This window comes from Streptomyces sp. NPDC028910, from assembly GCF_055564955.1.
Genome location: NZ_JBVHVF010000010.1, coordinates 83,179 through 106,717, shown reverse-complemented (window position 1 = coordinate 106,717; position 23,539 = coordinate 83,179). Strand labels below are relative to the sequence as shown.

Annotated in this window: 26 protein-coding genes; 8 read left to right on the top strand and 18 right to left on the bottom strand. The window is 69.6% G+C overall.

Annotated features, from left to right (window positions below):
* Nucleotides 1-3: 3 nt before the first annotated feature.
* The 9 genes from ACZ4TV_RS15320 to ACZ4TV_RS15280 all read right to left on the bottom strand — a co-directional run bounded on the left by ACZ4TV_RS15320 (nt 4) and on the right by ACZ4TV_RS15280 (nt 8,451).
* Nucleotides 4-1,827 (bottom strand): AGE family epimerase/isomerase, encoded by a 1,824-nt coding sequence (locus tag ACZ4TV_RS15320; RefSeq protein WP_468134686.1) that lies wholly within the window; start codon nt 1,825-1,827, stop codon nt 4-6.
* Nucleotides 1,828-1,926: 99 nt separating this feature from the next.
* Nucleotides 1,927-2,361 (bottom strand): VOC family protein, encoded by a 435-nt coding sequence (locus ACZ4TV_RS15315; protein WP_468134684.1) that lies wholly within the window; start codon nt 2,359-2,361, stop codon nt 1,927-1,929.
* Nucleotides 2,361-2,972, bottom strand: coding sequence for a DJ-1/PfpI family protein (locus ACZ4TV_RS15310; protein WP_468134682.1), 612 nt, complete (start codon nt 2,970-2,972; stop codon nt 2,361-2,363). Before ACZ4TV_RS15310 ends, ACZ4TV_RS15315 begins: the two co-directional genes overlap by 1 nt.
* Nucleotides 2,965-4,578 (bottom strand): GMC family oxidoreductase, encoded by a 1,614-nt coding sequence (locus ACZ4TV_RS15305; protein ID WP_468134680.1) that lies wholly within the window; start codon nt 4,576-4,578, stop codon nt 2,965-2,967. Before ACZ4TV_RS15305 ends, ACZ4TV_RS15310 begins: the two co-directional genes overlap by 8 nt.
* Nucleotides 4,579-4,592: 14 nt before the next feature.
* Nucleotides 4,593-4,976: a nuclear transport factor 2 family protein gene (locus tag ACZ4TV_RS15300; protein ID WP_468134678.1), complete on the bottom strand. Its 384-nt coding sequence runs from the start codon at nt 4,974-4,976 to the stop codon at nt 4,593-4,595.
* A gap of 13 nt (nt 4,977-4,989) precedes the next feature.
* Nucleotides 4,990-5,445, bottom strand: coding sequence for a nuclear transport factor 2 family protein (locus ACZ4TV_RS15295; protein ID WP_468134676.1), 456 nt, complete (start codon nt 5,443-5,445; stop codon nt 4,990-4,992).
* Nucleotides 5,446-5,468: 23 nt separating this feature from the next.
* Nucleotides 5,469-5,903, bottom strand: a complete 435-nt coding sequence (locus ACZ4TV_RS15290; RefSeq protein WP_468134668.1) for a nuclear transport factor 2 family protein — start codon at nt 5,901-5,903, stop codon at nt 5,469-5,471.
* A gap of 44 nt (nt 5,904-5,947) precedes the next feature.
* Nucleotides 5,948-7,585: a thiamine pyrophosphate-binding protein gene (locus tag ACZ4TV_RS15285; RefSeq protein ID WP_468134666.1), complete on the bottom strand. Its 1,638-nt coding sequence runs from the start codon at nt 7,583-7,585 to the stop codon at nt 5,948-5,950.
* 41 nt (nt 7,586-7,626) lie between these two features.
* Entirely contained in the window at nt 7,627-8,451 is an 825-nt protein-coding gene (locus tag ACZ4TV_RS15280; protein ID WP_468134664.1) for a type 1 glutamine amidotransferase domain-containing protein, read from the bottom strand.
* Nucleotides 8,452-8,712: 261 nt separating this feature from the next.
* Here ACZ4TV_RS15280 and ACZ4TV_RS15275 point away from each other — a divergent pair, with 261 nt between their 5' ends.
* The 5 genes from ACZ4TV_RS15275 (at nt 8,713) to ACZ4TV_RS15255 (ending at nt 12,258) form a co-directional block, all read left to right on the top strand.
* Nucleotides 8,713-9,012 carry a UBP-type zinc finger domain-containing protein gene (locus tag ACZ4TV_RS15275; protein ID WP_468134662.1) on the top strand — a complete coding sequence of 100 codons (300 nt, stop codon included), beginning with the start codon at nt 8,713-8,715 and terminating at the stop codon, nt 9,010-9,012.
* Nucleotides 9,009-10,778 (top strand): FAD-dependent oxidoreductase, encoded by a 1,770-nt coding sequence (locus ACZ4TV_RS15270; RefSeq protein ID WP_468134660.1) that lies wholly within the window; start codon nt 9,009-9,011, stop codon nt 10,776-10,778. The genes ACZ4TV_RS15275 and ACZ4TV_RS15270 overlap by 4 nt, the downstream gene beginning before the upstream one ends.
* Before the next feature lie 75 nt (nt 10,779-10,853).
* Nucleotides 10,854-11,381 (top strand): hypothetical protein, encoded by a 528-nt coding sequence (locus ACZ4TV_RS15265; protein WP_468134658.1) that lies wholly within the window; start codon nt 10,854-10,856, stop codon nt 11,379-11,381.
* Nucleotides 11,382-11,455: 74 nt separating this feature from the next.
* Nucleotides 11,456-11,785, top strand: a complete 330-nt coding sequence (locus ACZ4TV_RS15260) for a putative quinol monooxygenase (protein ID WP_468134656.1) — start codon at nt 11,456-11,458, stop codon at nt 11,783-11,785.
* Nucleotides 11,782-12,258: a group II truncated hemoglobin gene (locus ACZ4TV_RS15255; RefSeq protein ID WP_468134654.1), complete on the top strand. Its 477-nt coding sequence runs from the start codon at nt 11,782-11,784 to the stop codon at nt 12,256-12,258. The genes ACZ4TV_RS15260 and ACZ4TV_RS15255 overlap by 4 nt, the downstream gene beginning before the upstream one ends.
* A 396-nt stretch (nt 12,259-12,654) precedes the next feature.
* Here ACZ4TV_RS15255 and ACZ4TV_RS15250 read toward each other — a convergent pair whose 3' ends face one another.
* The 6 genes from ACZ4TV_RS15250 to ACZ4TV_RS15225 all read right to left on the bottom strand — a co-directional run bounded on the left by ACZ4TV_RS15250 (nt 12,655) and on the right by ACZ4TV_RS15225 (nt 18,026).
* Nucleotides 12,655-13,047, bottom strand: a complete 393-nt coding sequence (locus tag ACZ4TV_RS15250) for a barstar family protein (protein ID WP_468134652.1) — start codon at nt 13,045-13,047, stop codon at nt 12,655-12,657.
* Nucleotides 13,044-13,523, bottom strand: a complete 480-nt coding sequence (locus tag ACZ4TV_RS15245) for a guanyl-specific ribonuclease (RefSeq protein WP_468134650.1) — start codon at nt 13,521-13,523, stop codon at nt 13,044-13,046. The genes ACZ4TV_RS15250 and ACZ4TV_RS15245 overlap by 4 nt, the downstream gene beginning before the upstream one ends.
* Nucleotides 13,524-13,575: 52 nt before the next feature.
* Nucleotides 13,576-13,797 carry a CarD family transcriptional regulator gene (locus ACZ4TV_RS15240; RefSeq protein WP_189740325.1) on the bottom strand — a complete coding sequence of 74 codons (222 nt, stop codon included), beginning with the start codon at nt 13,795-13,797 and terminating at the stop codon, nt 13,576-13,578.
* 192 nt (nt 13,798-13,989) lie between these two features.
* Complete coding sequence (locus tag ACZ4TV_RS15235; protein ID WP_468134856.1) at nt 13,990-15,003, bottom strand: sugar-binding transcriptional regulator; 1,014 nt, start codon at nt 15,001-15,003, stop codon at nt 13,990-13,992.
* Between the two features lie 138 nt (nt 15,004-15,141).
* Nucleotides 15,142-15,828, bottom strand: coding sequence for a ribulose-phosphate 3-epimerase (gene rpe, locus ACZ4TV_RS15230; RefSeq protein WP_468134647.1), 687 nt, complete (start codon nt 15,826-15,828; stop codon nt 15,142-15,144).
* Between the two features lie 1,226 nt (nt 15,829-17,054).
* Nucleotides 17,055-18,026 (bottom strand): helix-turn-helix transcriptional regulator, encoded by a 972-nt coding sequence (locus ACZ4TV_RS15225; protein ID WP_468134645.1) that lies wholly within the window; start codon nt 18,024-18,026, stop codon nt 17,055-17,057.
* Between the two features lie 192 nt (nt 18,027-18,218).
* Between ACZ4TV_RS15225 and ACZ4TV_RS15220 the strand changes: the two genes are divergently transcribed.
* Together ACZ4TV_RS15220 and ACZ4TV_RS15215 are read left to right on the top strand one after the other, a co-directional pair.
* Complete coding sequence (locus ACZ4TV_RS15220; protein ID WP_468134643.1) at nt 18,219-18,614, top strand: RidA family protein; 396 nt, start codon at nt 18,219-18,221, stop codon at nt 18,612-18,614.
* 436 nt (nt 18,615-19,050) lie between these two features.
* Nucleotides 19,051-19,917, top strand: a complete 867-nt coding sequence (locus ACZ4TV_RS15215; protein ID WP_468134641.1) for an LLM class F420-dependent oxidoreductase — start codon at nt 19,051-19,053, stop codon at nt 19,915-19,917.
* A gap of 215 nt (nt 19,918-20,132) precedes the next feature.
* Here ACZ4TV_RS15215 and ACZ4TV_RS15210 read toward each other — a convergent pair whose 3' ends face one another.
* On the bottom strand, nt 20,133-20,870 hold the full coding sequence (locus ACZ4TV_RS15210; protein WP_468134639.1) for a VOC family protein: 738 nt from the start codon (nt 20,868-20,870) through the stop codon (nt 20,133-20,135).
* A gap of 134 nt (nt 20,871-21,004) precedes the next feature.
* Between ACZ4TV_RS15210 and ACZ4TV_RS15205 the strand changes: the two genes are divergently transcribed.
* Nucleotides 21,005-21,535, top strand: coding sequence for a GNAT family N-acetyltransferase (locus ACZ4TV_RS15205; protein ID WP_468134637.1), 531 nt, complete (start codon nt 21,005-21,007; stop codon nt 21,533-21,535).
* Nucleotides 21,536-21,780: 245 nt separating this feature from the next.
* Here the strand turns inward: ACZ4TV_RS15205 and ACZ4TV_RS15200 are convergent, their stop codons facing one another.
* Both ACZ4TV_RS15200 and ACZ4TV_RS15195 read right to left on the bottom strand, forming a co-directional pair.
* Nucleotides 21,781-22,578, bottom strand: coding sequence for an ATP nucleotide 3'-pyrophosphokinase (locus tag ACZ4TV_RS15200; RefSeq protein ID WP_468134635.1), 798 nt, complete (start codon nt 22,576-22,578; stop codon nt 21,781-21,783).
* Nucleotides 22,579-22,966: 388 nt separating this feature from the next.
* Nucleotides 22,967-23,395, bottom strand: a complete 429-nt coding sequence (locus tag ACZ4TV_RS15195; RefSeq protein WP_468134633.1) for an endonuclease domain-containing protein — start codon at nt 23,393-23,395, stop codon at nt 22,967-22,969.
* Between the last annotated feature and the right edge of the window lie 144 nt (nt 23,396-23,539).

Genomic DNA, 23,539 nt, shown 5'->3' with positions numbered 1-23,539 from the left:
GCGCTACTTCTTGGCCACTGGACGCAGCCGGACCTTGACCTTCACCCGGCCCTGGACGTCGGGCAGCCGCACGGTGAGGGCCTCGGCGTCGAAGTCGGTGTACGGCTTCTCGTCGATCTCCACGGACGCGATCCGCACCGAGCCGGCCGGGAGCAGGTCGGGCGAGACGCGCAGGACGCGGTCGGGCAGGTCGGTGGGGTCGGGCTGGAAGTGGAAGTCCATCTCCCGGCCGTTGATGAGCAGGTTGTTGTAGACGGCGGAGAGGTAGCAGAGCTCCGCCGAGTGGTACATGGACATCGAGTGGCTGCCCTTGAGCCGCTCGGTGCCGAGCAGGTACGGCGTACCGCTGGCGAGCACGTTGAAGTAGACGGCGCCCTCGTCGTGGTCGAGGAAGAAGGTGTTGTAGAAGGCCTGCGCCTGCCGGGCCTCGCGCAGGTTCGCCTCGCCGCCGACCGTGCCGTTCAGGATGAGGTAGGCGAGGATCGCCTGCTCCTGCTGCCACCAGGCCTTGCGGTCGTGCCAGGCGAATCGATACGTCTCCTCGTCGCCGGACTTGATCCGCTCGACCACGTCGTACCAGCCGCCGCGCTGCACGTCGCTGCCGACCGCCGGCATGATCTCGCCGATCTTCCTGGCGAGGTCCTCGTAGGCCGGCTTGGCCTTCAGCGAGTTCATCCGCATCAGGTTCCAGGCGATCTTCAGGTTGTGGCCGACCACCGCGCGGTTTTGCTGCCAGCTGTGCGCGGTGTCGTGCGACCAGTCGCGGAAGAAGCGCTCCTGGACGAAGGGGCTGTTCTTGTAGTCCGGGAACTTGTCCGCGATGGTGTCGAAGGTGTACTCGAGGAAGTCGGCGTACTTCTGCTCGCCGGTCGCCAGGTACAGGTTGATCAGGTACGCGGGCGCGTGGTCACCGACCGAGTTCCAGTTCTTGCGCTCGGCGTTCTCGCCGAGGGACTCGTGGTCGGCGCTGAAGAGGATCGGGTCGATGTGCGAGTAGTAGCCGCCCTGCTCCGGGTCGAAGAAGAACTTGTCGAACAGCCGGATCGTGGCGTCCGCGTCGTTCTTGATCCGGACGTCTCCGGTGATCCGGTACGTCTGGATGGGGCCGGCCAGCGCGTAGATCTGCTCGTACATCGGGATCGCGTCGTAGTCGTCGGAGAACTCCGAGGTGAAGAGCTTGCGCTCGCTGTCCCCGTCGACGCTGATGCCGTGGTACCAGAAGACCACGTCCTCCTCGCTGTCCACGACCCGCATGTGCTTGCGCAGGTACTCGGTGCCGCGCTCGGCGACCTCCAGGTACTCGTCCTTGCCGGTCAGCAGGTAGGCCGACGCCATGCCGTAGACCAGGCGGGAGATCGTGTCGGTCTCCTGGACGTGGCTGGCGGTCTTGTCACCGCCGAGCCGGATCTCGGTGCGGTACTCGGTGAAGTCCACGGGCCCGTCACCGAACTGCGCCCGCTTGTAGAAGTCGGCCAGCGACTCGATCTGCTTGATCCACCAGCTGGGCTCCTCGAAACGGTAGTCCTCGGCGCCGCGGCCCAGGAACACCAGGCGCTTGGCGTCGAAACGCCCGCCGTGCTCCGGGTAGTGGACTCCGTAGACGAAGAGGAACCGGCCGGGCGAGAGCATCTCGTCGATGTGCCCGGAAGCGTCGATGTAGGGCTCGTCCAGGTTGCGGACCAGCTCGGCGCTGGGACCGCCGGCGAGCGAGACGTCGAACCCGCGGCCGTCGGAGGTCTTCAGGCGCAGCACGCGCGACGCGGAGTCGAAGCGTTCGACGTAGCCGGCGATCGTGTCGGAGAAGGAGAAGCTCACGGCGTCCGCCATGTCATACCGTCCTTTTTTTGAGGGCTCGGTTCGCCTCACTCGCCCGTGCGGCCTTCGGCTGGCACGGCCGGGGCATCGCACGGACGTGGCGAGAAGAGGTCACTCACCGGTGACAGAGGTGGTGCTGTCGTCCTCGTATCCCTGGCTGACCTCGACGATGACCCCGTCGGGATCGCGGACCCACACGGTCCGCCACCCGCAGATGAAGTCGTCGAAGTCCAGCGGCCCCAGGGTCACTTCCGCCGCGTCCCCCAGCTCGGCCAGGAACGCGTCCACGCTGTCGGTCTGGAAGGCCAGGTGGCGCATCCGGCCCGGAGCCTGCGGCCCGTCGTCGTGCGCCGTGCGGGCCGGTTCGGTGGCCCCGGCCGCGAAGAGCTCCAGGTACGCGTCCCCCTTGCGCAGGAACACGATCTGGGCCTCCCCGAGGTCGACCACCCTGGCCCGGGTGAAGCCGAAGTACCGGGTGTAGAACTCCTCGGTGGTCTTCTGGTCCGTGCAGTTCAGACCCACGTGCGACCACCGCAGCCCGGCCATCAGCCGGCTCCGCGGCCCCGCCCGGCCGCGATCAGTTCGATGATCCGGCGGGCGAAGAGGTGGTGGTGGGCGCCGGTGCGGCCGGTGACCAGGTCACCGTCGACCACCACGTCCTCGTCGACGTACTGGCCGCCCATGTTGCGGACGTCACCGATGAGGTTGTTGTGGCAGACCACCTTGCGGCCGCGCACCTTGTCCGGGATGGAGGAGGCCAGCCACATGCCGTGGCAGATGATCCCCTTGAGGACCGTCGGCTCCTCGAAGGCCCGGCGCAGCAGCTCCGTCGCCGGGGCCAGCTGGTCCACGTCCTCGGTGTAGCGCAGCCGGTCGGCCACCATGCCGGAGGGCACGATGATCGCCGCGTACCGGCGCAGTTCCTCGTCGCTCAGCCCCTCCAGGGACCGGTCGGCGGTGAAGGGCGCCCGGTACTCGTGCCCGGTGAAGGTGATGGAGCCGTTGCCCCACAGCCGGGTCAGGAAGTCGACCTCGGCGCCCTCCTCCGCGAACCGGTGCTGGTAGTAGAAGATCTCCGGCTCGTAGTAGTCGCTCTCGACCAGGACCGCGATCCTGGTCCCGGACAGCGCACCCTCGCGCAGGACGGCATCAGGCACGGGACACCCCCCTCAGGAAGTCCGCCGCGCGCTCGGCGATCATCGCGATGGCGGTGTGGCAGTTGCCCGACGGGACGGCGGGCATCACGCTGGCGTCGACGACGCGCAGGTTCCGTACGCCGTGCACCCGCAGCTCGGGGTCGACGACGGAGAGGTCGTCGATGCCCATGCGGCAGGATCCGGCCTGGTGGTGGTAGCTCTCCGACTTCTGCTTCACGAAGGTCCGCAGGTCGTCGTCGCTCACGTAGCCCGGACCGGGCTGGAGTTCCTGCTTGTACCAGGGGGAGAACGCGGAGGTCGCGAAGATCTCCCGGGCGGTCTTGACGCCCTGCACCATCCGTTCCAGGTCCCACCGGTCGCCCAGGTAGTTCGGGTTGATCAGCGGGTGGGCCAGCGGGTCGGCGCTCGCCAGCCTGATCCAGCCGCGCGAGACCGGCCGTACGACGCCGGGCAGGATGGACACCGTGTTCGGGTGGTCCTGGCCGACGATCACGTCGAAGGGCACGTGGACGAAGGCGATCTGGAGGTCCGGCGCGGGCAGCCCGGGCCGCGAGGACAGGAACAGCGCGCTCTCCGACAGGTTCTGCGCCGGCGGCGGGAGCTCCTGGGTGACCTCGGCCATCAGCCCGGTCAGGACGTGGTTGTGGAAGTTCTCGCCGACCCCGGGCAGCGCCGCGGTGACCGCGATGCCGTGCTCGCGCAGCTGCTCGGGGTGGCCGATGCCGGAGAGCAGCAGCAGCTTCGGGGACTCGATCGCCCCCGCGGCCACGATCACTTCCCGGCGGGCCCGTACGGTGTGCAGCCCGGGCCCGGGCGCGCTGCTGTGCCCGTCCTGGACGGTCCGGCCGGGGAACTCGGCGGGCGCCTGGAGCTGGGCGTACTCGACGCCCGTGCAGGTGTCCCCGTCGAAGAGCAGCCGGGTGCTCTGCGCGTTGGTGCGCAGGGTCAGGTTGGGGCGGTCGAGCGCGGGCTCCAGATAGGCGGCCAGGACGCCCTGGCGGCGGCCGTCGGCCACGTCGATGTGGTGCCAGCCGGTGCCGAAGAGGCCCCGCCGGGGCCCGTCGGTGTTGAAGTCGGCGATCTCCTCGTGGCCCAGCTCGACGGCGGCGTCGATGAAGGCGTGGGAGACCGGGTTGGGGCCGTGCCGCCCGGCGTGGGTGATCCGCTGCGGGCCCCGGGTGCCGGTGGTGGCGGCGGTGGCGTCCTCCTGGTCCTCCAGCAGCGCGAAGTACGGGAGCACGTCCTCGTACGCCCAGCCGGCCGCGCCCTGGTAAGCCCAGTTGTCGAAGTCCGAGGCGTGGCCCCGGATGTGCATCATGATGTAGAGGTTGCTGCTGCCGCCGGGGGCCTTGCCGCGCGGTTCGTACGTACGGCGGCCGTCGAGTCCGGGCTGCGGGGTGCTGGTGTAGCCCCAGTCCACGGGCCCGCCGAGGAGCTTGTACCAGGAGGACGGGTCGTCCACCTCGGGCGGGATCCTGGAGCCGCCCGCCTCCAGGACGAGGACGGAGACGTCCGGGTCCTCGGAGAGCCGGCCCGCCAGCACACTGCCGGCGGTGCCGGATCCCACCACGATGTAGTCGTACTCTGCGGTCTCGGAAGCACTCACGGGTCCGGCCCCCCTCAGCCCTGGCTCAGCACCTGGAAGGGGACCGTGTCGTGGTAGTTCGCCATGTAGGCGATCTTCCCGTCCACGATCCGGAAGAAGTTCATGACCTCGGCCTCGATGGCCTCGCCGGAGGCGCTGACCGCGGTCAGGTGCGAGACGGCCGCGGCCTTCTCACCGTCGACGATGAAGTGCAGGGGCTCGTTGCGGAAGACCCGGTACATCGTCCCCATGCCCTTCATCATCGAGCGCAGGACGTCCAGGCCCTCGATGTGGCCGGCGAGCTGCTCGTCCATCACCTGGTCCTCGGCGAACAGGTCGCACCAGCGGTCCCAGTCCCCGGCGTTGGCGTACTCGTAATACTTCCGAAGGACTTCGGTGTGGCTCTCTCGTCCATCCATCGCGCTCATCCCCCTATCGGTCCCTGCGGGTTCCGTCCGGCGCGAACGGCGCCCAGAACTGGCTGAAGGCGGCCGCCGAGTCCCCGAAGAGCCCGTCGCGGCCCTCGACGATCCGGCCGTCCCGCCACCGCATGAAGTGGAAGACCGGGTAGTCCATCCGCTCGTACGGGGAGGCGCTCGCCTCGGCCGCGCCGGCCCGCAGGGCGACGTTGCGGCAGACGTCCGCTGAACAGTCCTCGCCGACCAGGACCGCCTCGAGGTCCATCCGGAAGGTGCCGCCCGTGAGCTTGTGGGTCTGCCCCATCAGCTCCAGGAAGGCGTCCAGGCTCTCGTACCAGCCGGCCAGCGGGTGGTTGCCCGGCACCAGCCAGCGCAGGTCCTCGGAGTAGTACTCCAGGATGCGCGCCCGGTCGCCGGAGCCGAGGGCGGCGTAGGCCGCCCGCACCCGCTCCCGTGTCACTTCGGTCATCGTCGCTTCTCCTTCGCCGGCGGTCAGAGGGAGCCGGAACCGGGCATCGGCGCCAGGTCGTTGACGGTGTACTGCTTGATCAGCGGTCCGTCGGGACCGGCCACCACGGTCCACGTCTGGTCGGCGTCGAAGCCCAGCCACTGACTGCGGGCGCCCGGCGGGTCCCAGATCTTGGCCTGCCAGTTGACGAGGACCCGGACGACCGCCCGCTCGCCCTCGATGACGGGCTCCACCTTCGTGACCGTGTGCACCTCGTCGAAGAAGCGGTGGGTGACGGCCGCGTACCAGCGGCCGAAGCCCTCGTGCCCGAGGAAGGTGTCCTCGGGGACCTTGAACTCAAGGTCCTCGGTGATCAGGGCGAGTACGTCGTCCAGCCCCACGTGCTGGTCCAGCGCCACGTACCACTTCTCGGCGAAACTGCGGATCGCGTCCTCGGTCAGCTGCCGCTCGGCGGGCATGCGGTCTCCTCCTGTTCCGTGCTGGGTACTGCGTCGGATGGCTGTCAGATCTGGATGTCGACGAGGAACGGCCCGGGGTGGGACAGCATCCGGGTCACGGCGGCGACCGCCTCGTCCGGCTTCTCCACCCGCGTTCCGCCGGCGCCGAGCGAGCGGGCCAGCCCGGCGAAGTCGATCTCGGGGTGCGAGAGGTCGAAGGAGCCCGGGAAGCCGTGCTCCGGGATGTCCCGCTCCCGCCAGTACTGGGCGATGTTGTCGTCCAGCAGCCGGTACTTGCGGTTGTTGCAGACGACGAACTTGGCGTCGATGCCGTGCCGGGCCGCGGTCCACAGCGCCTGGTACGTGTACATCGACCCGCCGTCGCCCGCGAAGCCGACGACCAGCCGCTCCGGCCGGGCCAGCTTGGCCCCGACCGCGCCGGGGAAGCCCACACCGAGCGAACCGCCCCGGGTGAGGTGGTAGTCGCCGGGGCGCTCCGCCGGCAGGTACCGCGTGACCAGCGGCGAGGTCGTGAGGGCCTCGTCGAAGACGATCAGGTCCCCGCCGGTGCGCTCGGCCAGGGTCTTCAGGAAGACGGCCATCGGCGTGCCGTCGTCCGTGGCCGCCCGCGCCTCGCGGGCCCGCTCCCGGGTCCGTACGTCGAGCCGGGCGGCCGCCGCGGCCCGCCGCTGCGGGGTCAGCAGCCGGTCCAGTACGCCGGCCAGCGCGCGCAGCGCCTGCTTGGGGTCCGCGGCCAGGCCCAGGTCCACCGGGTGGTTCTTGGCGATCTCGTAGGCGTTGAGGTCGATGTGGACGACCTTCGCGCCCGCCCGGAAGGGGCTCTCCAGTTCGGGGAACACCTCCGGGAAGACATAGGTGCCGACGATCAGCACCCCGTCGGCGTCCCCGACCAGTTCCTTGCTGTGCGGGCCGAACATGTGGCCCGTCTGGCCGCGGCGCAGCGGGTGCGAGGCCGCGATGTTGACCTCGGAGGAGTCGACCTCGTACACGTCGGCGCCCAGCAGCTCGGCGACGGTGGCGAGCTCGTTCTGCGCCCCGGAGAGCGCGACCCCGTCGCCGATGAGGACGACCGGCCGCTCGGCGGAGGCGAGCAGCTCGGCCGCCCGCCCCACCGAAGCCGGCGAGGGCGCCACGTCGGTGAGCGGCACCGTGGCCGGCAGGACGGGTTCGGAGTTGAGCTCGTCCAGCACGTCCATCGGCAGCGCCACGAACACCGGCCCCCGGGGCGGGGTGAGCGCGATCTTCACGGCCCGCCGGATGGTGCGGAGCACGGAACGAGGGTCGGTGACCCGGGTCGCGTACTTGGTCACCGGCTTCGCCATCGCCACGAGATCGGACGCCATCTGCGCGTCCATGGCGTCGTAGCGCACCCCGGCGTCACCGGCGACCACGACGAGCGGGGTGTGGCCGCGCAGCGACTGGTAGAGCATGCCGATGCCGTTGCCCAGACCCACCCCGGAGTGCAGCTGGAGCAGGGCCGCGCCGCCGGTCGCCCGGGCGTAGCCGTCGGCGATGCCGGCGGCCACGGTCTCCTGGAGGGCGAGGACGTAGTGGAAGTCCTCCGCCGCGTCCACCGCGTCGAGGAATCCCTGTTCCACCGTCCCCGGATTTCCGAACATCACATTCAGGCCGTCGGCCTTGAACTGCTCGATCAGCCTTTCCCGTCCGGGAGTGGCTTCCATGAATTCCCCCTCGATTCTCCGATTTCTCTACGGTCCCGGGATTACCAGCCGTATCGGGTGAGACCGTCCTCCAGGACTTCTACGATCTTCTGCCCCGTGAGATACGAGTCGGGGGTGGAACGTCCGGTGACGAAGGGGAAGTCGACGATGACCGAGACCGGCTTTCCGAAATTCCCGTGGTACGCGCCGCTTGGTCCCGTCGCGTCGCGCAGGATGTACTCCAGCGGATACGGCGGCGGCCCCATGTTGAAGTCGGTACCGAGGAATCCGGTGCCGTCCTTGTAGTCGTACTCCTTGCAGTGGCCGGTCACGTGCTTGCCCCAGATGATGCTCTTGCGGTCGCTCCAGTCCCGGGCGAAGGCCAGGCAGGCGACCCCGTAGCACTCCGCCGCCACGACCTTGCCGGCCTTCTGGAAGGCCAGGATCAGGGCGTGCACGCGCTCGTTGTTGGCGAGGTCGGCGATCGGGCCGCTGCCGCCGACGATGAGGATCGCGTCGTACCCGGCGATGTCGGCGTCGAGCTTGTCCAGATCGCGGTGGTACTGCTCCAGCTTGGGCAGGTAGCCCTCGTCGCTCGTGTACGGACGCTCGGGGACCCACGCCTCGATGTCGAGCGGCGAGTCCAGTCGGCTCGACTGCTCGAACTCCCGCCCCAGCCGGGCGTTCTCCTCGGTGGTGACCGAGCGTCCCAGCGGAGGGTCGATGTAGTTCGCGTCGAGGCTCGGCGGAAGAGCGTGTGCACGCTTTCCGGTCGGCGTGGCGAATGTGACCTCGTAGCCCCGCTCATCGAACTTCGATACGGGGCCGATCAGTTCCTCGGCCCAGTAACCGTGTTCGGAGACAATGACCAGAATCTTTCTGCTCACGTATTCCTCCAGGCGCCGCCTGTTGTCGTTGGCGTCCCCCACACTGGCCGCGCCCAGGGCCTTCGTCAAAGCGCTGGTGTGCGACTTCGTGAGGTAGCGGGGCAGGTCATGTGGGCACCTCAGGAAGTCGTCGGCGGACGTCATGAAGTAGCTTCAGGACTACCTGACTTCGGCCGAATCGCTGAACCATTACGGGGGCCCCGTCCTATGGTCTGGACGCGCCGTGAATCACGGGCGCGCGGGCCGTGTTGGTGAACGAGCATGAGCACGAGGAGAGGGACGGGGACGATGACGATGGACCTGTTGTGCACACACATCGATCAGATACGTCCGGTGAAGCCCACCGCCGTGGGCTGCGAGGAGTGCCTCATCGCCGGCGACACCTGGGTGCACCTGCGGATGTGCCTGAGCTGCGGGCACGTCGGATGCTGCGACTCGTCGAAGAACCGTCACGCCACCGGGCACTACCGCACCACCGAGCACCCCATCGCGGCCTCCCAGGAGCCCGGCGAGGACTGGGCCTGGTGCTACGCCGACCAGCTGATGCTGGACCCGGCATGAGCGCGGCGCCGGAGAGCTCCACCGCCCCCGCCGCCCCCGCCACTCCCGGCGCTCACGCCGCTCCCGCCGCCACGTCGGTGGCCGCGGCCGCCGCCGAGCGCGCGGAGAACAAGAAGCCGGTCATCCTGGCCGTGGACGACGACCCGCAGGTACTGCGCGCCGTCCGCCGCGACCTGCGCAGCGCCTACGGCGACCGCTACCGGGTGCTCGGCGCCTCCTCGGCGGCCGACGCCCTGAAGATCCTGGACTCCCTCGACGAACGCGGCCACGACCCGGCGCTGTTCCTCGTGGACCAGCGCATGCCGGACGTCACCGGCGTCGAGTTCCTGCTGGAGGCGGTCAGCCGCTTCCCGGACGCCCGCCGCGTCCTGCTGACGGCGTACGCGGAGACCGACGCGGCGATCACCGCCATCAACCGGGTCCGGCTGGACTACTACCTGCTCAAACCGTGGGACCCGCCGCACGAGCGGCTCTTCCCGGTCCTGGACGACCTGCTGTCGGACTGGCTGGCCACGTACCGCCCCGCGTACGACGGGATCATCGTCGCCGGCCACCTCGTCTCCCCCGGCACCCACGCCGTCCGGGACTTCTTCACCCGCAACGGCCAGCCGTTCCGTTTCCTCAACGTCGAGCGGGACCCCGAGGCACTGACCCTGATCGCCGCCCAGCCCGACGGGGCGCTCCCGCTCGTCCGCTTCCCAGACGGGGCGGTGCTCTCCGCCCCGACCGACATCCAGCTCGCCCAGCGCCTGGGCCTGGCCACCACCGCCTCGCGCCCGCACTACGAGTGCGTCATCGTCGGCGCGGGGCCCGCGGGCCTCGCGGCGGGGGTCTACTCCGCCTCCGAAGGCCTGTCGACCCTCATGCTGGACTCCCGCGCGCCGGGCGGCCAGGCCGGCACCTCCAGCCTGATCGAGAACTACCTCGGCTTCCCCTCGGGCCTCTCGGGCGGCGACCTGACCCGCCGGGCCACCATCCAGGCCTCCCGGTTCGGCGCCGAGATCCTGCACCCGGTGGAGGCGGTCTCGCTGACCCGGGACGACCCGGCGAAGATCCTGACCCTGGCGGACGGCACGGAGATCTCCGCCGAGACGGTCCTGCTCGCCACCGGCGTCTCGTACAACCGTCTCGACGCCCCCGGCGCGGACCGCTTCGAGGGGGCGGGACTCTACTACGGCGCCGCGACCACGGAGAGCTCGGCCTGCATCTCGCAACACGTGTTCATCGTCGGCGGGGCCAACTCCGCGGGCCAGGCGGCGGTGCACTTCGCCAAGTACGCCGCCCGCGTGACGATCCTGGTCCGCGCGGCCTCCCTGGACGCGAGCATGTCCCGCTACCTGATCGACGAGATCGACCGCACCCCGAACATCGAGGTCAGGGTCCACACGTCGGTGGTCCGCCTGGACGGGGACGAGCACCTCGAACGACTGACCCTGCACGACTCCGAAACGGGCAAGGACACCGAGATCCCGGCCCGGTTCATGTTCACCTTCATCGGCGCCCGCCCGCACACCGGCTGGCTCGCGGGCGTCGTCGAGCGGGACGAGTACGGCTTCGTCCTCACCGGCTCGGACCTGATCTCGAACGGCGGTGAGCTCCCGGCCGAGTGGAGTCTGGAACGCGCCCCCTACCCCCTGGAGACGAGCGTCCCCGGCGTCTTCGCGGCGGGCGACGTCCGCGCCCACTCGGTGAAGCGGGTCGCCTCGGGCGTGGGCGAGGGCGCGATGGCGGTCTCCCTGATCCACCGCTACCGCTCGATGGGCTGAGCGCACCGCGCATCCGAAAACCGAATACATGAAAACGCTTGCGATCAAGAGAGCAACGGACGCAACGTTGATTACATGATTACAGCCGAACAGAGCGAACAGCTCCGCGTGTGGTTCGCCGAGCGCCTGCCGGTGGACGTCTACGCATCCCTCGTCTCGGTCACGGCCGACCGCGAGGAGATCACGGTCGTCGGCACCATCCCGGCGACCGAGTCGGTCAAGGAGTTCCGCGAACGCACCCGCGAACAGCGCATCGAGGTGGCCCGCGAGGCCGAGGAGCTCTACCGCCGCAAGGTCGCCTGGGGCGTGCGGGTGGGTGAGGAGACCACGCTCTTCACCCACCTCGCCGTCCCGGTCATGACCCGCCTGCGCCAGTCCGAACGCCAGGTCCTCGACACCCTGGTCGCCGGCGGCGTGGCCCGCAGCCGGGCCGACGCGCTGGCCTGGTGCGTCCGCCTCGTCGGGCGCAACACCGACAGCTGGCTGACGGAGCTGCGCGAATCCCTCGACAAGGTCCACCAGGTCCGCACCAAGGGCCCGGACGCGTCCGCCGCGACGGACGCGACGGACGCGACGGACTCCAGGAAGTCGGAGCCCGAATGAAGAAATCCACCCAAGGGCACTCATGATCGCGTAAGGCTGGCCAGGACCAACACCCAGGGGAGAGGCACGCACACATGACCACCACCGTCGAATACATCCGCTACCGGATCGCATTGGACGACCAGCCGGCCTTCGAGGACGCCTACGCGCGGGCCGCCGAGGCCCTGGCCGCCTCGCCCGAGTGCATCGACTACGAACTGGCCCGCTGCGAGGAGGAGAAGGAGCGCTACATCCTCCGGATCCGCTGGACCTCGATCGAGGCCCACCTGGGCGGTTTCCGCAAGGGCGAGCACTTCCCGGCCTTCTTCAGCGCGATCCGCCCGTACGTGACGGCGATCGAGGAAATGCAGCACTACACGGTGACCGGCGTCGCGGGCACGGGAAAGGCCGCAGGGGAATCATGAGCACGACACCCACCATCTACGAGTGGATGGGCGGCGCGGAGGCGATGAACCGCCTCACCGACGCCTTCTACGCCCGCGCCCTGCGGGACGAGATCCTGGCCCCGGTGTTCGCCGGCATGGACTCGGAGCACCCGCAGCACGTCGCGGTCTGGCTGTCGGAGGTCTTCGGCGGCCCCTCGGACTACACCGCCCACCACGGCGGCCACCAGCACATGGCCACCAAACACCTGGGCCGCGCGATCACCGAGAAACAGCGCCGCCGCTGGGTGGACCTGCTCATGGACACGGCCGACGAGGTCGGCCTCCCGACGGACCCCGAATTCCGCGGCGTCTTCGCCTACTACATCGAGTGGGGCACCCGCATGGCCCTGATCTACTCGGGCCCCAACCCACCCCCGGTAGACGCGGCCAAGATCCCGGTCTGGTCCTGGGGCCAAACCCCACCCTGGATCCCCAAACCCCCCACAACCTGACCGGAACTCCGCCCCGGGCCCATCCAGCCCCGCCGGCCCATCCAGCCTCGCCGGCACATCCAGCCCCGCCGGCGTTTGAGGCGCGGGGTCCGGGGCGGAGCCCCGGTTCTTTCAGCCGCCGCCCACCCAACCTCGCCGGACATCCAGCCCCGCCGGCCCATCCAGCCCCGCCGGCACATCCAGCCCCGCCGGCGTTTGAGGCGCGGGGGTCTGGGGGCGGAGCCCCCGAATCCTTCCAGCGCCGCCGCACAACGAGCCCCGCCGGCCCATCCAGCCTCGCCGGCGTTTGAGGCGCGGGGGTCTGGGGGCGGAGCCCCCGAATCCTTTCAACGCCGCCGCACAACCAGCCCCGCCGGCGCTTGAGGCGCGGGGCTCTGGGGGCGGACCCCGGTTCTTTCAGCCCCGCCGACGGCCGAGGCTCGGCCCTGGCTCCGCCAACAGCACCGTGAACCCCGGCCCCCCATCCTGCGCCCGCCAGAAATCCACGGCCTCCTCCAGGATCTCCACCAGCGTCCCCCACTCGCCCGGCCGCGCAGCGGCATACTCACGCCACGAGGTCACCGCCACCAGCCGCCCCCCGGCATCCGGCAGCCAGGACAAGTCCTTCAGCGAATCCGCCAGCGCGTCCCAGTTCCCGCCGAACCACTCCGGCAGCTGCAAGGCCACCCCGCACCGCCGCATCAGCTCGGCCTTGCTCCGTACGCCGTCCAGGTCCAGCCGTACGGTCGTCCAGCCGGCGGCTTCGGCCGCCTCCAGCGCAGGGTCGAGCGGCTGCGGATCCAGGGTCATCGGAGAACCGCCTTGAAGGTCTCGTAGTGGTCGTCCGTGTAGTAGAACTCCCCACCTTCACCCGTCACGATCCGCCGGGCCCCGCGATCCCGCTCCCCCGGCGTCCTCACCGTGAACTCGCGGTAGTACCCACGCTTCTGCTCGGGCAGAACCTTCTCGAAGTTCCCGAAGACGGTGCCGTCCTGCCGGTACGGATACGGCCCGCCCTTGTCGATGAGCGCGAGCACGTCCCGGGCCTGCTGCGGCAGCGCGTCGGCCCGTACGGTCGCCATCCCCCTCGCCCACCCGGGAACGGCACTGGGAGCAGCACTCAGATCAGCGCTGGCACGAGCACTGGCACTGGCACTCTCACTCGCACTGACGGCGGCAGGCGCAGGCTTCTGCCCGCCACAGCCCGCCGCACCGACCAGCGCGGCGCACAGGAACACGGCCCCCAGCAAACGCAGCAACGATCGGGGCACGTTCCGAAAGATCATGCACCGATCGTGCCAAATATCCGATTCGCTCGCGAATCGCCCGCTGGTGGCCTCAGAGTGCGGCCATCTTGGTGTAGGGACTCAGGATTCGCTTCTGAACCGAACCGAAGTCAACGAGAACGGCGATCCCCTCCTCGATTCCGACGACACGGCCGAGGCCGTGCTCGTCGTGAGTAACCCGGTCACCCACGCTGAACTGCCGGATGGGCTGTTCCACGGGGGCCTTGAACGGGCTGGACGGCAAATGGCGGCGAGGTACTGCGGACTTTGTCATTGGAACCAGTATGCGCCCAGCGGGCCGCCGTGCGGTCCGCCGATCGGATCTCAATTCCGGCACCATCCGCCCCAGCGGCTGCGCACGGCCCCGTCAGGCCTGGTCAGACCCGGCGGCAAGGCCACCTCCAGGCCTCGGGCACGGCCAGGCCCGGCCACGCCGCACGAGGGCCGGTCGGCGCACCGGCGACCCTCAGTCGTCCGGGTCCGCCCGCTCCAGCGCGGGCCGCAGCCCCGGCGCCGATTCGGTGAGCAGGTAGTCGGCGACGGCTGTGTCCGTGACGAGGCTGGTCACCAGCCCCGAGCGCAGCACCGCCCCGATCGCGGAGGCCTTGCGCAGACCGCCCGCGATCGCCACGACCTCGGGGATCCGCCGCAGCCGGTCCGCCTCGACGGTGATGCACCGCTCGCCGAGGTCCCGGCCGACCCGCCGGCCCTCGGAGTCGAAGAGATGGGCGGACATCTCGGCCGCGACGCCCAGCGAGGCGTAGTGGGCCCGCTCCTCGTCCGTCAGCATGTCGTGGACGGTCGAGATGCCCGGCTCCCACGACCCGATGGAGACGGCCGCGACCGTCACCTTGTCGAAGTACTCGAAGGCGCGTGCGATCCCGGTCTGATTGCGCAGCGCGGCTGCGGTCGCCGGATCGGGCAGCAGCATCGGCGCGTAGATGGGGTGCGCGTCGCCCCCCGAGACCTGGGCGGCCCTGCGCACGGCCTCGACCGAACCGCGCTCGGCGGTCCCCGCGTCGTACACGCCGGTCAGCTGCACCACGGTGCACGGCGGCAGCCTGTGCAGGGAGGCGGCCATGTGAATGGTCGACCGTCCCCACGCCAGGCCCAGTACGTCGCCCTCGTTGACCAGCTCGCCCAGCAGATCGGCGGCGACCGCCCCCAGGTTCTCCGGGTCGGGCGCGTCCTCGGTGGCATCGGCGGGCGATTCCACCACGACCGCGTGCCGCAGCCCGTACCGGGCCCTGAGCGCGTCCGACCGCTCCGCGTCGAGCTCGGCCGGTACCCGGATCTCGATCCGTACGAGGTCGCGTTCGAGGGCGGTCTCCAGGACCCGGGCCACCTTGAAGCGGCTCACGCCGAACTCCTCGGCGATCTGGATCTTGGATTTGCCCTCGAGGTAGAAGCGGCGCGCCATGGCCGCCGCCTGCACCAGCTCCGCGGGTCCCATCCGCAGGGCTGACCGTCCCGCCGACATTGCAGACACCGCGTTCTCCTCACTGCTGTTCACACTCTCGTGTTCACACTCTCGACTCGCCGTTCATCCTGTCAGATCCGACGGCCGCTGATCAGCCTGGACAGCTCCCGTTCACCGAGCTGTTCATCAACCCTTGGCTCAGTGGTCGCAGGCCCATGGCGCCACGGAGATCGCGGCATCCGCCTGCTCACGCAGCGTACGCACGGCGGCGGCCGGATCGACCGCGCCGTAGACCGCGCTGCCCGCCACGAAGACGTCGGCGCCGGCCTCCGCGCAGCGCTCGATGGTCGAGGCCGAGACCCCGCCGTCGACCTGGAGCCACAGCTCCAGACCGTGCTTGGAGATCAGCTCCCGGGTACGGCGGATCTTCGGCAGCATGATGTCGAGAAAGGGCTGGCCGCCGAAGCCGGGCTCGACCGTCATGATCAACAGCATGTCGAGCTCGGGGAGGATGTCCTCGTACTGTTCGATCGGCGTCGCGGGCTTGAGCGCCATGGACGCCCGCGCCCCCATGGCCCGGATCTCCCGCGCGAGGCGCACGGGCGCCGCCGCGGCCTCGGCGTGGAAGGTCACAGAGCCCGCTCCGGCCTCCACGTACTGCGCGGCCCAGCGGTCCGGGTTCTCGATCATCAGGTGGAGGTCCAGCGGAATGTCCGTGGCCCGGCTCAGGGACTCCACGATCGGCATCCCGAGGGTGAGGTTCGGGACGAAGTGGTTGTCCATGACGTCGACGTGCAGCCAGTCGGCCCCCTCGACGGCCTTCGCCTCCTCGGCGAGTCGGGCGAAGTCGGCGGACAGGATGCTGGGATAAATCTGAGCGGCCATGCCCCCAAGCCTGCCATGCCCCCACCCGCTTCCGGCCACGACCCCGCAACTCCCGACGAGCCGGGGCGCCGGGGGCGGGGCGGGGGCTTCGGGGCGGGGCGACGGCGGGGCTTCGGGTGGCGGGAGTCCCGCGCGGCACAGCCCGGGGGTACGGCGGCGGCTTCGAGCAGCAGCGGACCTGCCGGGCGGGGATCGGAACGCACGGCGGTGGCTTCGGCAGGCGGGATCTCCTTGACCGGCATCAGAGATGTTTTGGGGGTTTCCCGTCAGTCCCATCGTCTCTCCGTGTCGGACCGGTCCCTCAAGGGCGCTCCTTCGTCGCGTCGCTGCGCGATGGCCTTCGGCCACCCTTGACCGACCGTCCCGCCACGGACATACGAGGACAGCCGGGAAACCCCCAAAGGAACGAGCCGGTGTCCAGTTTCAGGGACGGCCCGGTCGGAGATGCCCGACCGGGTACCCCTGGGGCCGATCCGGAGGCGGGCCCAAAGGGATCAGCCCCCTGGTCGGGGGGCGCGTCAAATCGCTACGCGCTCCGCACGTCTCAGCGTCCGGCCACCGTCCGGGGCCGGACATAAGCCGCCACCGATCGCTACGCGCTTCTCGACGACGGCGACCGCCGGCCGTCAGGGGTTGGACATAGGCCGCCCACTACCTTGATCGGGTCCTCGATGGCGGCGACCGACGGCCGCCTGGGGCTGGGACCGGCACCCCAGGCCTCGATCCATCCCTCGACGATGGCGTCTGGCGGCCGTCAGGGGCAGCAAAGGGTCAGACAGCGGCTGCGCCGATGTGTAGTCGGGTGATCGTGTGGGAGCAGCCCAAAAGGCCGACAGTTTGCCCTAATTGCCCCAGTCTGGACGTGGACTTGGAGTGCCACCCCCGCGTTGAGCCGGGTACACCTCGGCTGAGCCGAGGAATCAGCCCTCCAGCCACAGGCAGGGTGCGGTCGCCGTCGCCGAGAAGCGCGTAGCGACGCCGAACGTCCCCGCTCCGGCCAGCGAGTTCCTGCCAGCCGAAGCCCCGCCCGACGTCCCACCCCCCGCCAGTGCGCTCCCGCCACCGAAGCCCCCGCCCCGGTCCCGGCTACGACCGTCCGGCTCCGGCCACCAACGCCCCCGCCGGACATCCCCACCCCGGCCGGCGAGCTCCCGCCACCAACGCCCCGCCACCACCCCACCCCCCCGCCCCGAGTCCCGACCCCGCCGGAGCTGGCGGCCCCGCTCTCAGGATGAGTCTCCGTAGCGGGTGGCCATCGCGGCGGCGCGGTCGCGTAGGGAGGTGCGCAACGACTGCGGGGCCAGGGCTTCCGCCTCCGTGCCGAGCTGCCACAGCGCCCATTCGGCGTGGCGGGAGTCTTGGAAGGTCATCTCCAGCCGCAGCCACCCGTCCGCGTCGGGTGCTTCTGCGCGGACGGCCAGCGCGGTGTTCAGCAAGTCCTCCCGCCGCGCCGGGTTCACCCGTACCAGCACGGTGATGTGGTCGCCGGAGAGGAACTGCGCGGAGCGTTCCCGCCAGATCCGGTCCAGATCGACCCGGTTTGGTCGCTGGGCCGTTTCGGGAAGTTCCTCGGCGGCCAATACCCGCGACAGCCGGTAGGTGCGGTCCGCGCCGGATCTCGTGGCCAGCAAGTAGACCCGGTCGCGTACGGTGACCAGGCCGATCGGGTCCACGGTGCGCCACTGTGGTGTCTGGCCTGTGGCCGCATAGTGGATGCGCAGCTTGTGCCCGGCGAGCACCGCGCGCCTGACCTCGATCATCGTGGTGTCGGGCACCTCATCAGTGACCAGCCGGCGTGAGAGCAGGTCGGTCTCCGGGTCGACGAGAAATCGCCGGGCCGCGTCGCTCGCGGTGGCCCGGTGGTTTTCGGGCAGCGCGTCGACCACCTTCCGCATGGCCGAAGCGAGCGCCGAGCCGAGGCCGAACACCTGCTCGCCACGTCCCGATCCGGCGGTCAGCAAGGCGAGGGCCTCGTCGTGGTTCAGTCCGGTGAGCTCGGTCTGGAAACCGGGCAACAGCGCGAAGCCGCCGTGCCTGCCGCGTTCGGCGTAGACCGGGACGCCGGCTGCGGACAGCGCCTCGATGTCGCGCAGCACGGTGCGGGTGGACACCTCCAGCTCGCGGGCCAGCGTGTCCGCTGTCAGCCGACCGCGCTGGCGCAGCAGCAGGACCAGTGAGATCAACCGGTCGGCGCGCATGCGGGAACTTTAACGGAATACATGACTGAGGGTGTCGTGATTGGTTGGGAGGCTCGTTGACGCGACGTCAGAGGCGGCGGCTCGGCGGCTACCGAGCCGACCGACCGACGGACCGACGGACCGACGGACCGACGGACGCACGCACGTACGCACGTACGCACTCCCGATGAATCGAATGGAGCTGGTGGGGCAATGGAACGAACGGCGGTCAACCCGGTGGCGTGGTCGGTGGAGATGGGATTCAACCAGGGTGAGGTCGTCTCCGGGCACACACGGACCCTCTACATCTCGGGGCAGACCGCGATGAGCGGCGACGGCAAGCCCCAGCACGACGGCGACATGGCGGCGCAGCTGACGCTGAGCATCGACAACGTGGAGGCCGTGCTCCGCGAGGCCGGCATGTCGCTCGCGAACCTCGTCCGGCTCAACACCTACACGACGGACGTCGATCTGCTCTTCCAGCACTACGGCGTGCTGGCGGCGCGGTTGGGAGCCGCCGGGGTGGCGCCGACCACCACCATGCTCGGGGTGACGCGACTGGCGATCCCCGGCCAGCTGGTCGAGCTCGAGGGCACCGCCGTCGCGTGATGCGACCTCGCCGCCCCCGCTACTCGTGCCGGTCGAACCGGCACGAGTAGCGCCCGCTGTCCGCGGACCCGTGGCCGCTCGCTGTGGGGCGTCGGCTCGTCACTCGTTCTCAGACGCTACAAGCCGCTGTAGGGTCTCGTCGCTTGTGGCACAGGTCGTGCTCGCTGACCGGCAGTTCTTCTGCTGTCCCAGCTGGATGGCGCAGCCGGTCGGTCTCGCGACCGTGGGACTTCCTCACGGTCCTGGCCGAACGGCTCAATCCTGGGCTGTCTCTCGTCGGTGGGGCCGGCCTTCGTTGGCTTTCCGAGGGGGCAGTAGCTGTCAAGGCGGAGTGATCAGACGCTGACGATAGCTTTCAGTCAGGGCGGAGCCTTCCGAGAGACAGCTCTCGCCTCCACCGCTACAACGGAGCTTCCACACCCAGGAAGGCTTCGCCATGAATCTGGGAACGATCGGCATCTGGAGCCTGGCGTTCACGCACGGAGACTGCGACGAGGCGCGGGAAGCCGCGACTGAGCTGGAGGAGCTCGGGTACGGTGCCATCTGGCTTGGCGGCAGCCCGGGCGGCAACCCCCGCGCGGACCTGCTCACGGCTTCCGCGGTCCTGTCCGCGACGAGCCGGATCACCGTTGCGACAGGGTGTGTGTCCATCTGGGACAGGCCACCCGACCAGCTTGCCGCCGCCTACCACGCACTCTCGCAGCAGCAAAGGACCCGGCTGTTGGTAGGACTGGGCGTCAGCCATGCCGAAATCGCCGGCCAGTACCGCGAGCCGTACCACGCGCTGCGCTCCTACCTGGAGGCGCTGGACGCGGTGACTCCTCCACTGCCGTCGACCGCGCGAATCATCGGTGCGCACGGACCGCAGATGACCCGGCTGGCAGCAGCCAGGTCCACGGGAGTGCACCCCTATCTCGTCAGTCCCACCCACACCGCCTGGGCCAGGTCGATACTGGGTGAAGAGCCCTTGCTGGCGCTGGAACAGACCGTCATTCCACACACCGACGCCGACACAGCCCGTGCCACAGCCAGGACCATGCTCGCTCCCTACCTCAAGCTGCGCAATTACCAATCAGCGTGGCTACGCGGGGGATTCGCCGTCGAGGACCTGTCCGATGGCGGCAGCGACCGGCTGATCGACGAGCTTTTCGCCTGGGGCAAACCGGACGAGATCGCTGCCCGGCTCACCGAGCACCGCCGGGCCGGGGCCGACCACATTGCCGTCCAGGTTGTCACTGACAGCCCCCACACCTTCGCCCGCCAGGCATGGCGTGACCTCGCCCCAGAACTACTGTCGGCATAGACAGTCGCATGTTTCCTCCCACGCGAAGGAGGCGCCGGTGCGGAAGCTGCGCGAGACCACTGCTTCGAGCCCGGCGAGTTCTCGGAGACTTGAAGACTCGTCAACGGGAACTCGCGGGTTTGATCGGACACACGGAGCCAGTTTCGAGGCCGGCCTGGCTGAGGCCACGCGGTCTTCGCCGCTGCCCCGGAACCGGCCGGAGTCGTTGCTCAGGGTCAGCGAGGGGTGAGGAGGCAGAACTCGTTGCCTTCCGGGTCGGCCAGAACCGTCCAGGAGATTGCGGACTGATCGATATCAGGGTCGGTGGCGCCCAGGGCGCGCAGTCGGGCTGCCTCTGCGGCCATATCGTCACCGGGGTAGGGGCAGACGTCGAGGTGGACGCGGTTCCACACGCTCTTGGTGTCGGGGGTGCGGAGGAACTCCAGGTAGGGGCCGACGCCTTGGGCGGAGCGCATGGTCGCGTGGTCGTCGGTGACCTCGTGCAGCGTCCAGTCCATCGCCTCGCCCCAGAACCGGACCATCGATCGTGGGTCGGTGCAGTCGACCACCACCGCGGCGATGGGCCCGGTGTCCCGGTAGATCGGACGGGGCTCCAGGACGCAGAACTCGTTGCCTTCCGGGTCGGCCATGACCGTCCAGGGGACGTCGCCCTGACCCACGTCGGCGAGCGTCGCGCCGAGTTCCTTCAAGCGCGCGACCAACTCCGCTTGATGGGCGGTCGAGGTGGTGGCCAGATCAAGGTGCACGCGGTTCTTCACCGTTTTGGGTTCCGGGCGGGCGACGATGTCGATGCAGACGGCCACGGGGTCGGGGTAGGCGAAGCCCACGGGTTCGAGGTTGGTCACGCCGGGTCCCTCGCTGTCGACACCCCAACCGAGTGCCTCCGCCCAGAACCGGCCGAGCGCGGAGTCGTCCTGGGCCTTCATGTTGATCTGTACGAGTCGTGTTGCCATGCCGCAGATCCTAGAAGCTCCGCCAGCCCAGGCCGCCGCGATCAGACATGCGCTCGACCAGATGCTGACTGTGGTCGCGCTAGATCGGGATATTTCGCTGGTCGCCGCTTGTTGATGGTGGTCATACTGCCGCGATGGATCCAGTGACTCTTGAGACCGACCGTCTGGTGCTGCGGGCCTTCACACCTGCCGACGTGGATGCGGTGTACGAAGCCTGCCAGGACGAGGACATCCAGTTCTTTACCCCGGTGCCGGTGCCGTACCGGCGTGCGGACGCGGAGAAGCTCGTCGGCGAGGAGCTGCCCGCTCAGTGGGCCGAGGACAGGGACTACACCCTCGGCGCGTTCCGCAAGGACACCGGCGCCCTGGTCGGCTCGTACTGCCTGACCCTCATCAGCCGCGGCGTCTGGGAGCTCGGTTACTGGGCGGTCAAGGAGCAGCGCGGGCGCGGGTACTCGGTGGAGGCCGCTCGGGCCCTGTGCGACTGGGGCTGGGCCACCCTCGACGTCCACCGCATCGAGTGGTGGGCCATGGCCGGGAACACCGGCTCGCGTGCCGTCGCCGAGAAACTCGGCTTCACCGTCGAAGGCACACTGCGCAATCGCGGCATCGCCAACGACGGCAAGCCCCACGACTGGTGGGTGGGCGGACTGCTGAGGCCCTGATGCTCGGGCCGGTGCCTGGCCGGCTGCGTTTGCCTTTCCGCAGAGAAGTTCCCGGCTCGGCCCGGCAGGCCGCCTGCTGATCAACCACCAGCCGACCCGCCAGGCCAGCACGCCCCAATCTCAATCGCGGACCAAGTCGTTAGGGATGCGGCAGCGGTCCACCCGGCTGAGTCGGCCGCCGAAAACCGCTCTCTGTTCGAGTTGGGTGTGCCGGGGACGACCGCCGCACCATACGCGTCGGGCCGTTACCTCAGAGGCGCGGGTTCCCGGGGCGAGAGGGGCGCGGTCAGCCGGTCCGCTTCGGCCGGGACGGGCACAGCGGCGAAGAGGGCGTTCTGCTGTTCCTGAAGCTCCTTCTTCCGCTCGGGGCTGGTGCCGGGAAGACGCTGCTCCTCGTACAGCTTATGGGTGGCTTCCTGGGCCCCCTTGCTGGCGGGGGTGTGGAACTGGACTTCGAAGAGCTGCCCTGAGCGGGGGGCGCGCCAGCCGGTGTTGAGCCCCTTGTATCCCTGGGTACGGCCCCAGGTGTTGGACCACTTCGTGCTGTCGTTGCCCCATGAGGAGAGCAACTGCGCGGCGGTCGTGACGCCGTCGGTGTACTGGTCCTCTCGCCATTGGAGGGTGTAGCGGACGGCGTCGCTGAGGGTGGCGAGGGCGGCCTCGGCGCTCTGTCCCGGGTTTTCCTTGAGAGAGGTGGCGACCTTCCGCTTGAGGGAGTCCGGGGACTTGAGCCGGTTGTCGAAGCCGATCACCTCAGCGCCGGTGATCCAGGCCGCGGCCCGCACCTGGGGGCTGATGGACCGCTCGGCCCGCTTGGCGTCCTCGACGTACGCGTCGACCCGCTCGTTGTCGGCCGGGCTGAGCGAGAGTCCGCCTTCCCCGGTCCATCCGTCCTCCGGCTGCTCGGCGGCAGCCGTCCGGGAGGTTCCGGCCTTGTCCGGTCCGGCGGGGACGGCCATGGCGGTGGAGGCGATGCCGGTGAAGAGTGCGGTGGTCAGCGCGGCCGTGATCGCGGCCCGGGTGACGGTACGGGTGGTGGTCATCCGTGTGAGTCCTGCCGTTGCGTAGGAGTCGTTACGCGCGGCACAACTGGCGTGCAGGGGCCGAAGTGTCGTGTGGAAGTCCGACCGGGTGATCTTTGGCCGGATCCGCACACGGCAGGCGTCCGGACCGCCGCGACGCCAGGAGATGGGCAGCGGGGGGGGGATGGGTTGGTGACCGGGCGGTCGTGGGGCGATGGGCCCGTTCCTCTTGTCCGGGTGCGCCGACAGGAGGCGAGGCGAGTTTCGCCCGGACGCTGCCGGGCTGGACAGTGGGAGGACTGACCGCGTTCAGGAACCGACCGGGGCCGCCGCAACCTTGTCCGCGGGGATGAGGCGAGACACGGCCAACTTCTAGACGCTTCCCAGCGGTGGAACGCTCACGACCACCTCATAAACCCGTGCTTTGACCACCCTCCGCATCGTGCATGAAGGCCCAGGAGGTCGGCAGGTAGGCATCGTCGCGGCCGCGGATGACACGGGCTTCTGGGCGGCGCGCCGGCGGGTTGGCCAGGTAGGCGTCGATGTCCGGGATCGCAAAGCCGGCGCCGCGACGGCGCTTGCGCTCATACGGCGCGAGCTCGTTCAGGTTGCACGGGCGGCAGAGGATCCCGCGAACGCAGCAGCGGTTGCTGGAGCCCTTCATGCCGCAGCAGTGATGGTCGTGATCGATCTGCCAGGGGCGTGGTTCGGCGTGAGGGATACCGCCGTCGCAGGGCTCTTCATTGTCCCCGCAGAGGGCGCACCGAAAATTTTGCGCGCGCCAGATGGCGTTGTACTGGGGGATGGTGAGCCCGTACTTCTCGATGCCCCGGCGCATCCGGTAGCACCCTTGGCACTCACGGCCCCGCACCAGGCGGGCCGCCCATGCCCCAGAGTCGCAGAATTCACCGTCTCCTCGAGTTCGATCCGCGCCGTGATCTGCTCGATCTCTTCCGGGGAAATCATGCCGGGATCCTGGAGC

Bases quoted from the DNA above. Each gene is read 5' to 3' on its own strand.
- ACZ4TV_RS15210 (WP_468134639.1), bottom strand. From the start codon at position 20,870: ATGGCAACACGACTCGTACAGATCAACATGAAGGCCCAGGACGACTCC.
- ACZ4TV_RS15285 (WP_468134666.1), bottom strand. From the start codon at position 7,585: ATGGAAGCCACTCCCGGACGGGAAAGGCTGATCGAGCAGTTCAAGGCC.
- ACZ4TV_RS15290 (WP_468134668.1), bottom strand. From the start codon at position 5,903: ATGCCCGCCGAGCGGCAGCTGACCGAGGACGCGATCCGCAGTTTCGCC.
- ACZ4TV_RS15250 (WP_468134652.1), bottom strand. From the start codon at position 13,047: ATGACCCTGGATCCGCAGCCGCTCGACCCTGCGCTGGAGGCGGCCGAA.
- ACZ4TV_RS15295 (WP_468134676.1), bottom strand. From the start codon at position 5,445: ATGACCGAAGTGACACGGGAGCGGGTGCGGGCGGCCTACGCCGCCCTC.
- ACZ4TV_RS15315 (WP_468134684.1), bottom strand. From the start codon at position 2,361: ATGGCCGGGCTGCGGTGGTCGCACGTGGGTCTGAACTGCACGGACCAG.
- ACZ4TV_RS15270 (WP_468134660.1), top strand. From the start codon at position 9,009: ATGAGCGCGGCGCCGGAGAGCTCCACCGCCCCCGCCGCCCCCGCCACT.
- ACZ4TV_RS15215 (WP_468134641.1), top strand. From the start codon at position 19,051: ATGAATCTGGGAACGATCGGCATCTGGAGCCTGGCGTTCACGCACGGA.
- rpe (WP_468134647.1), bottom strand. From the start codon at position 15,828: ATGGCCGCTCAGATTTATCCCAGCATCCTGTCCGCCGACTTCGCCCGA.
- ACZ4TV_RS15195 (WP_468134633.1), bottom strand. From the start codon at position 23,395: ATGCGCCGGGGCATCGAGAAGTACGGGCTCACCATCCCCCAGTACAAC.
- ACZ4TV_RS15200 (WP_468134635.1), bottom strand. From the start codon at position 22,578: ATGACCACCACCCGTACCGTCACCCGGGCCGCGATCACGGCCGCGCTG.
- ACZ4TV_RS15240 (WP_189740325.1), bottom strand. From the start codon at position 13,797: ATGACAAAGTCCGCAGTACCTCGCCGCCATTTGCCGTCCAGCCCGTTC.
- ACZ4TV_RS15300 (WP_468134678.1), bottom strand. From the start codon at position 4,976: ATGGATGGACGAGAGAGCCACACCGAAGTCCTTCGGAAGTATTACGAG.
- ACZ4TV_RS15225 (WP_468134645.1), bottom strand. From the start codon at position 18,026: ATGCGCGCCGACCGGTTGATCTCACTGGTCCTGCTGCTGCGCCAGCGC.
- ACZ4TV_RS15205 (WP_468134637.1), top strand. From the start codon at position 21,005: ATGGATCCAGTGACTCTTGAGACCGACCGTCTGGTGCTGCGGGCCTTC.
- ACZ4TV_RS15260 (WP_468134656.1), top strand. From the start codon at position 11,456: ATGACCACCACCGTCGAATACATCCGCTACCGGATCGCATTGGACGAC.
- ACZ4TV_RS15320 (WP_468134686.1), bottom strand. From the start codon at position 1,827: ATGGCGGACGCCGTGAGCTTCTCCTTCTCCGACACGATCGCCGGCTAC.
- ACZ4TV_RS15275 (WP_468134662.1), top strand. From the start codon at position 8,713: ATGAGCACGAGGAGAGGGACGGGGACGATGACGATGGACCTGTTGTGC.
- ACZ4TV_RS15255 (WP_468134654.1), top strand. From the start codon at position 11,782: ATGAGCACGACACCCACCATCTACGAGTGGATGGGCGGCGCGGAGGCG.
- ACZ4TV_RS15220 (WP_468134643.1), top strand. From the start codon at position 18,219: ATGGAACGAACGGCGGTCAACCCGGTGGCGTGGTCGGTGGAGATGGGA.
- ACZ4TV_RS15235 (WP_468134856.1), bottom strand. From the start codon at position 15,003: ATGTCGGCGGGACGGTCAGCCCTGCGGATGGGACCCGCGGAGCTGGTG.
- ACZ4TV_RS15265 (WP_468134658.1), top strand. From the start codon at position 10,854: ATGATTACAGCCGAACAGAGCGAACAGCTCCGCGTGTGGTTCGCCGAG.
- ACZ4TV_RS15245 (WP_468134650.1), bottom strand. From the start codon at position 13,523: ATGATCTTTCGGAACGTGCCCCGATCGTTGCTGCGTTTGCTGGGGGCC.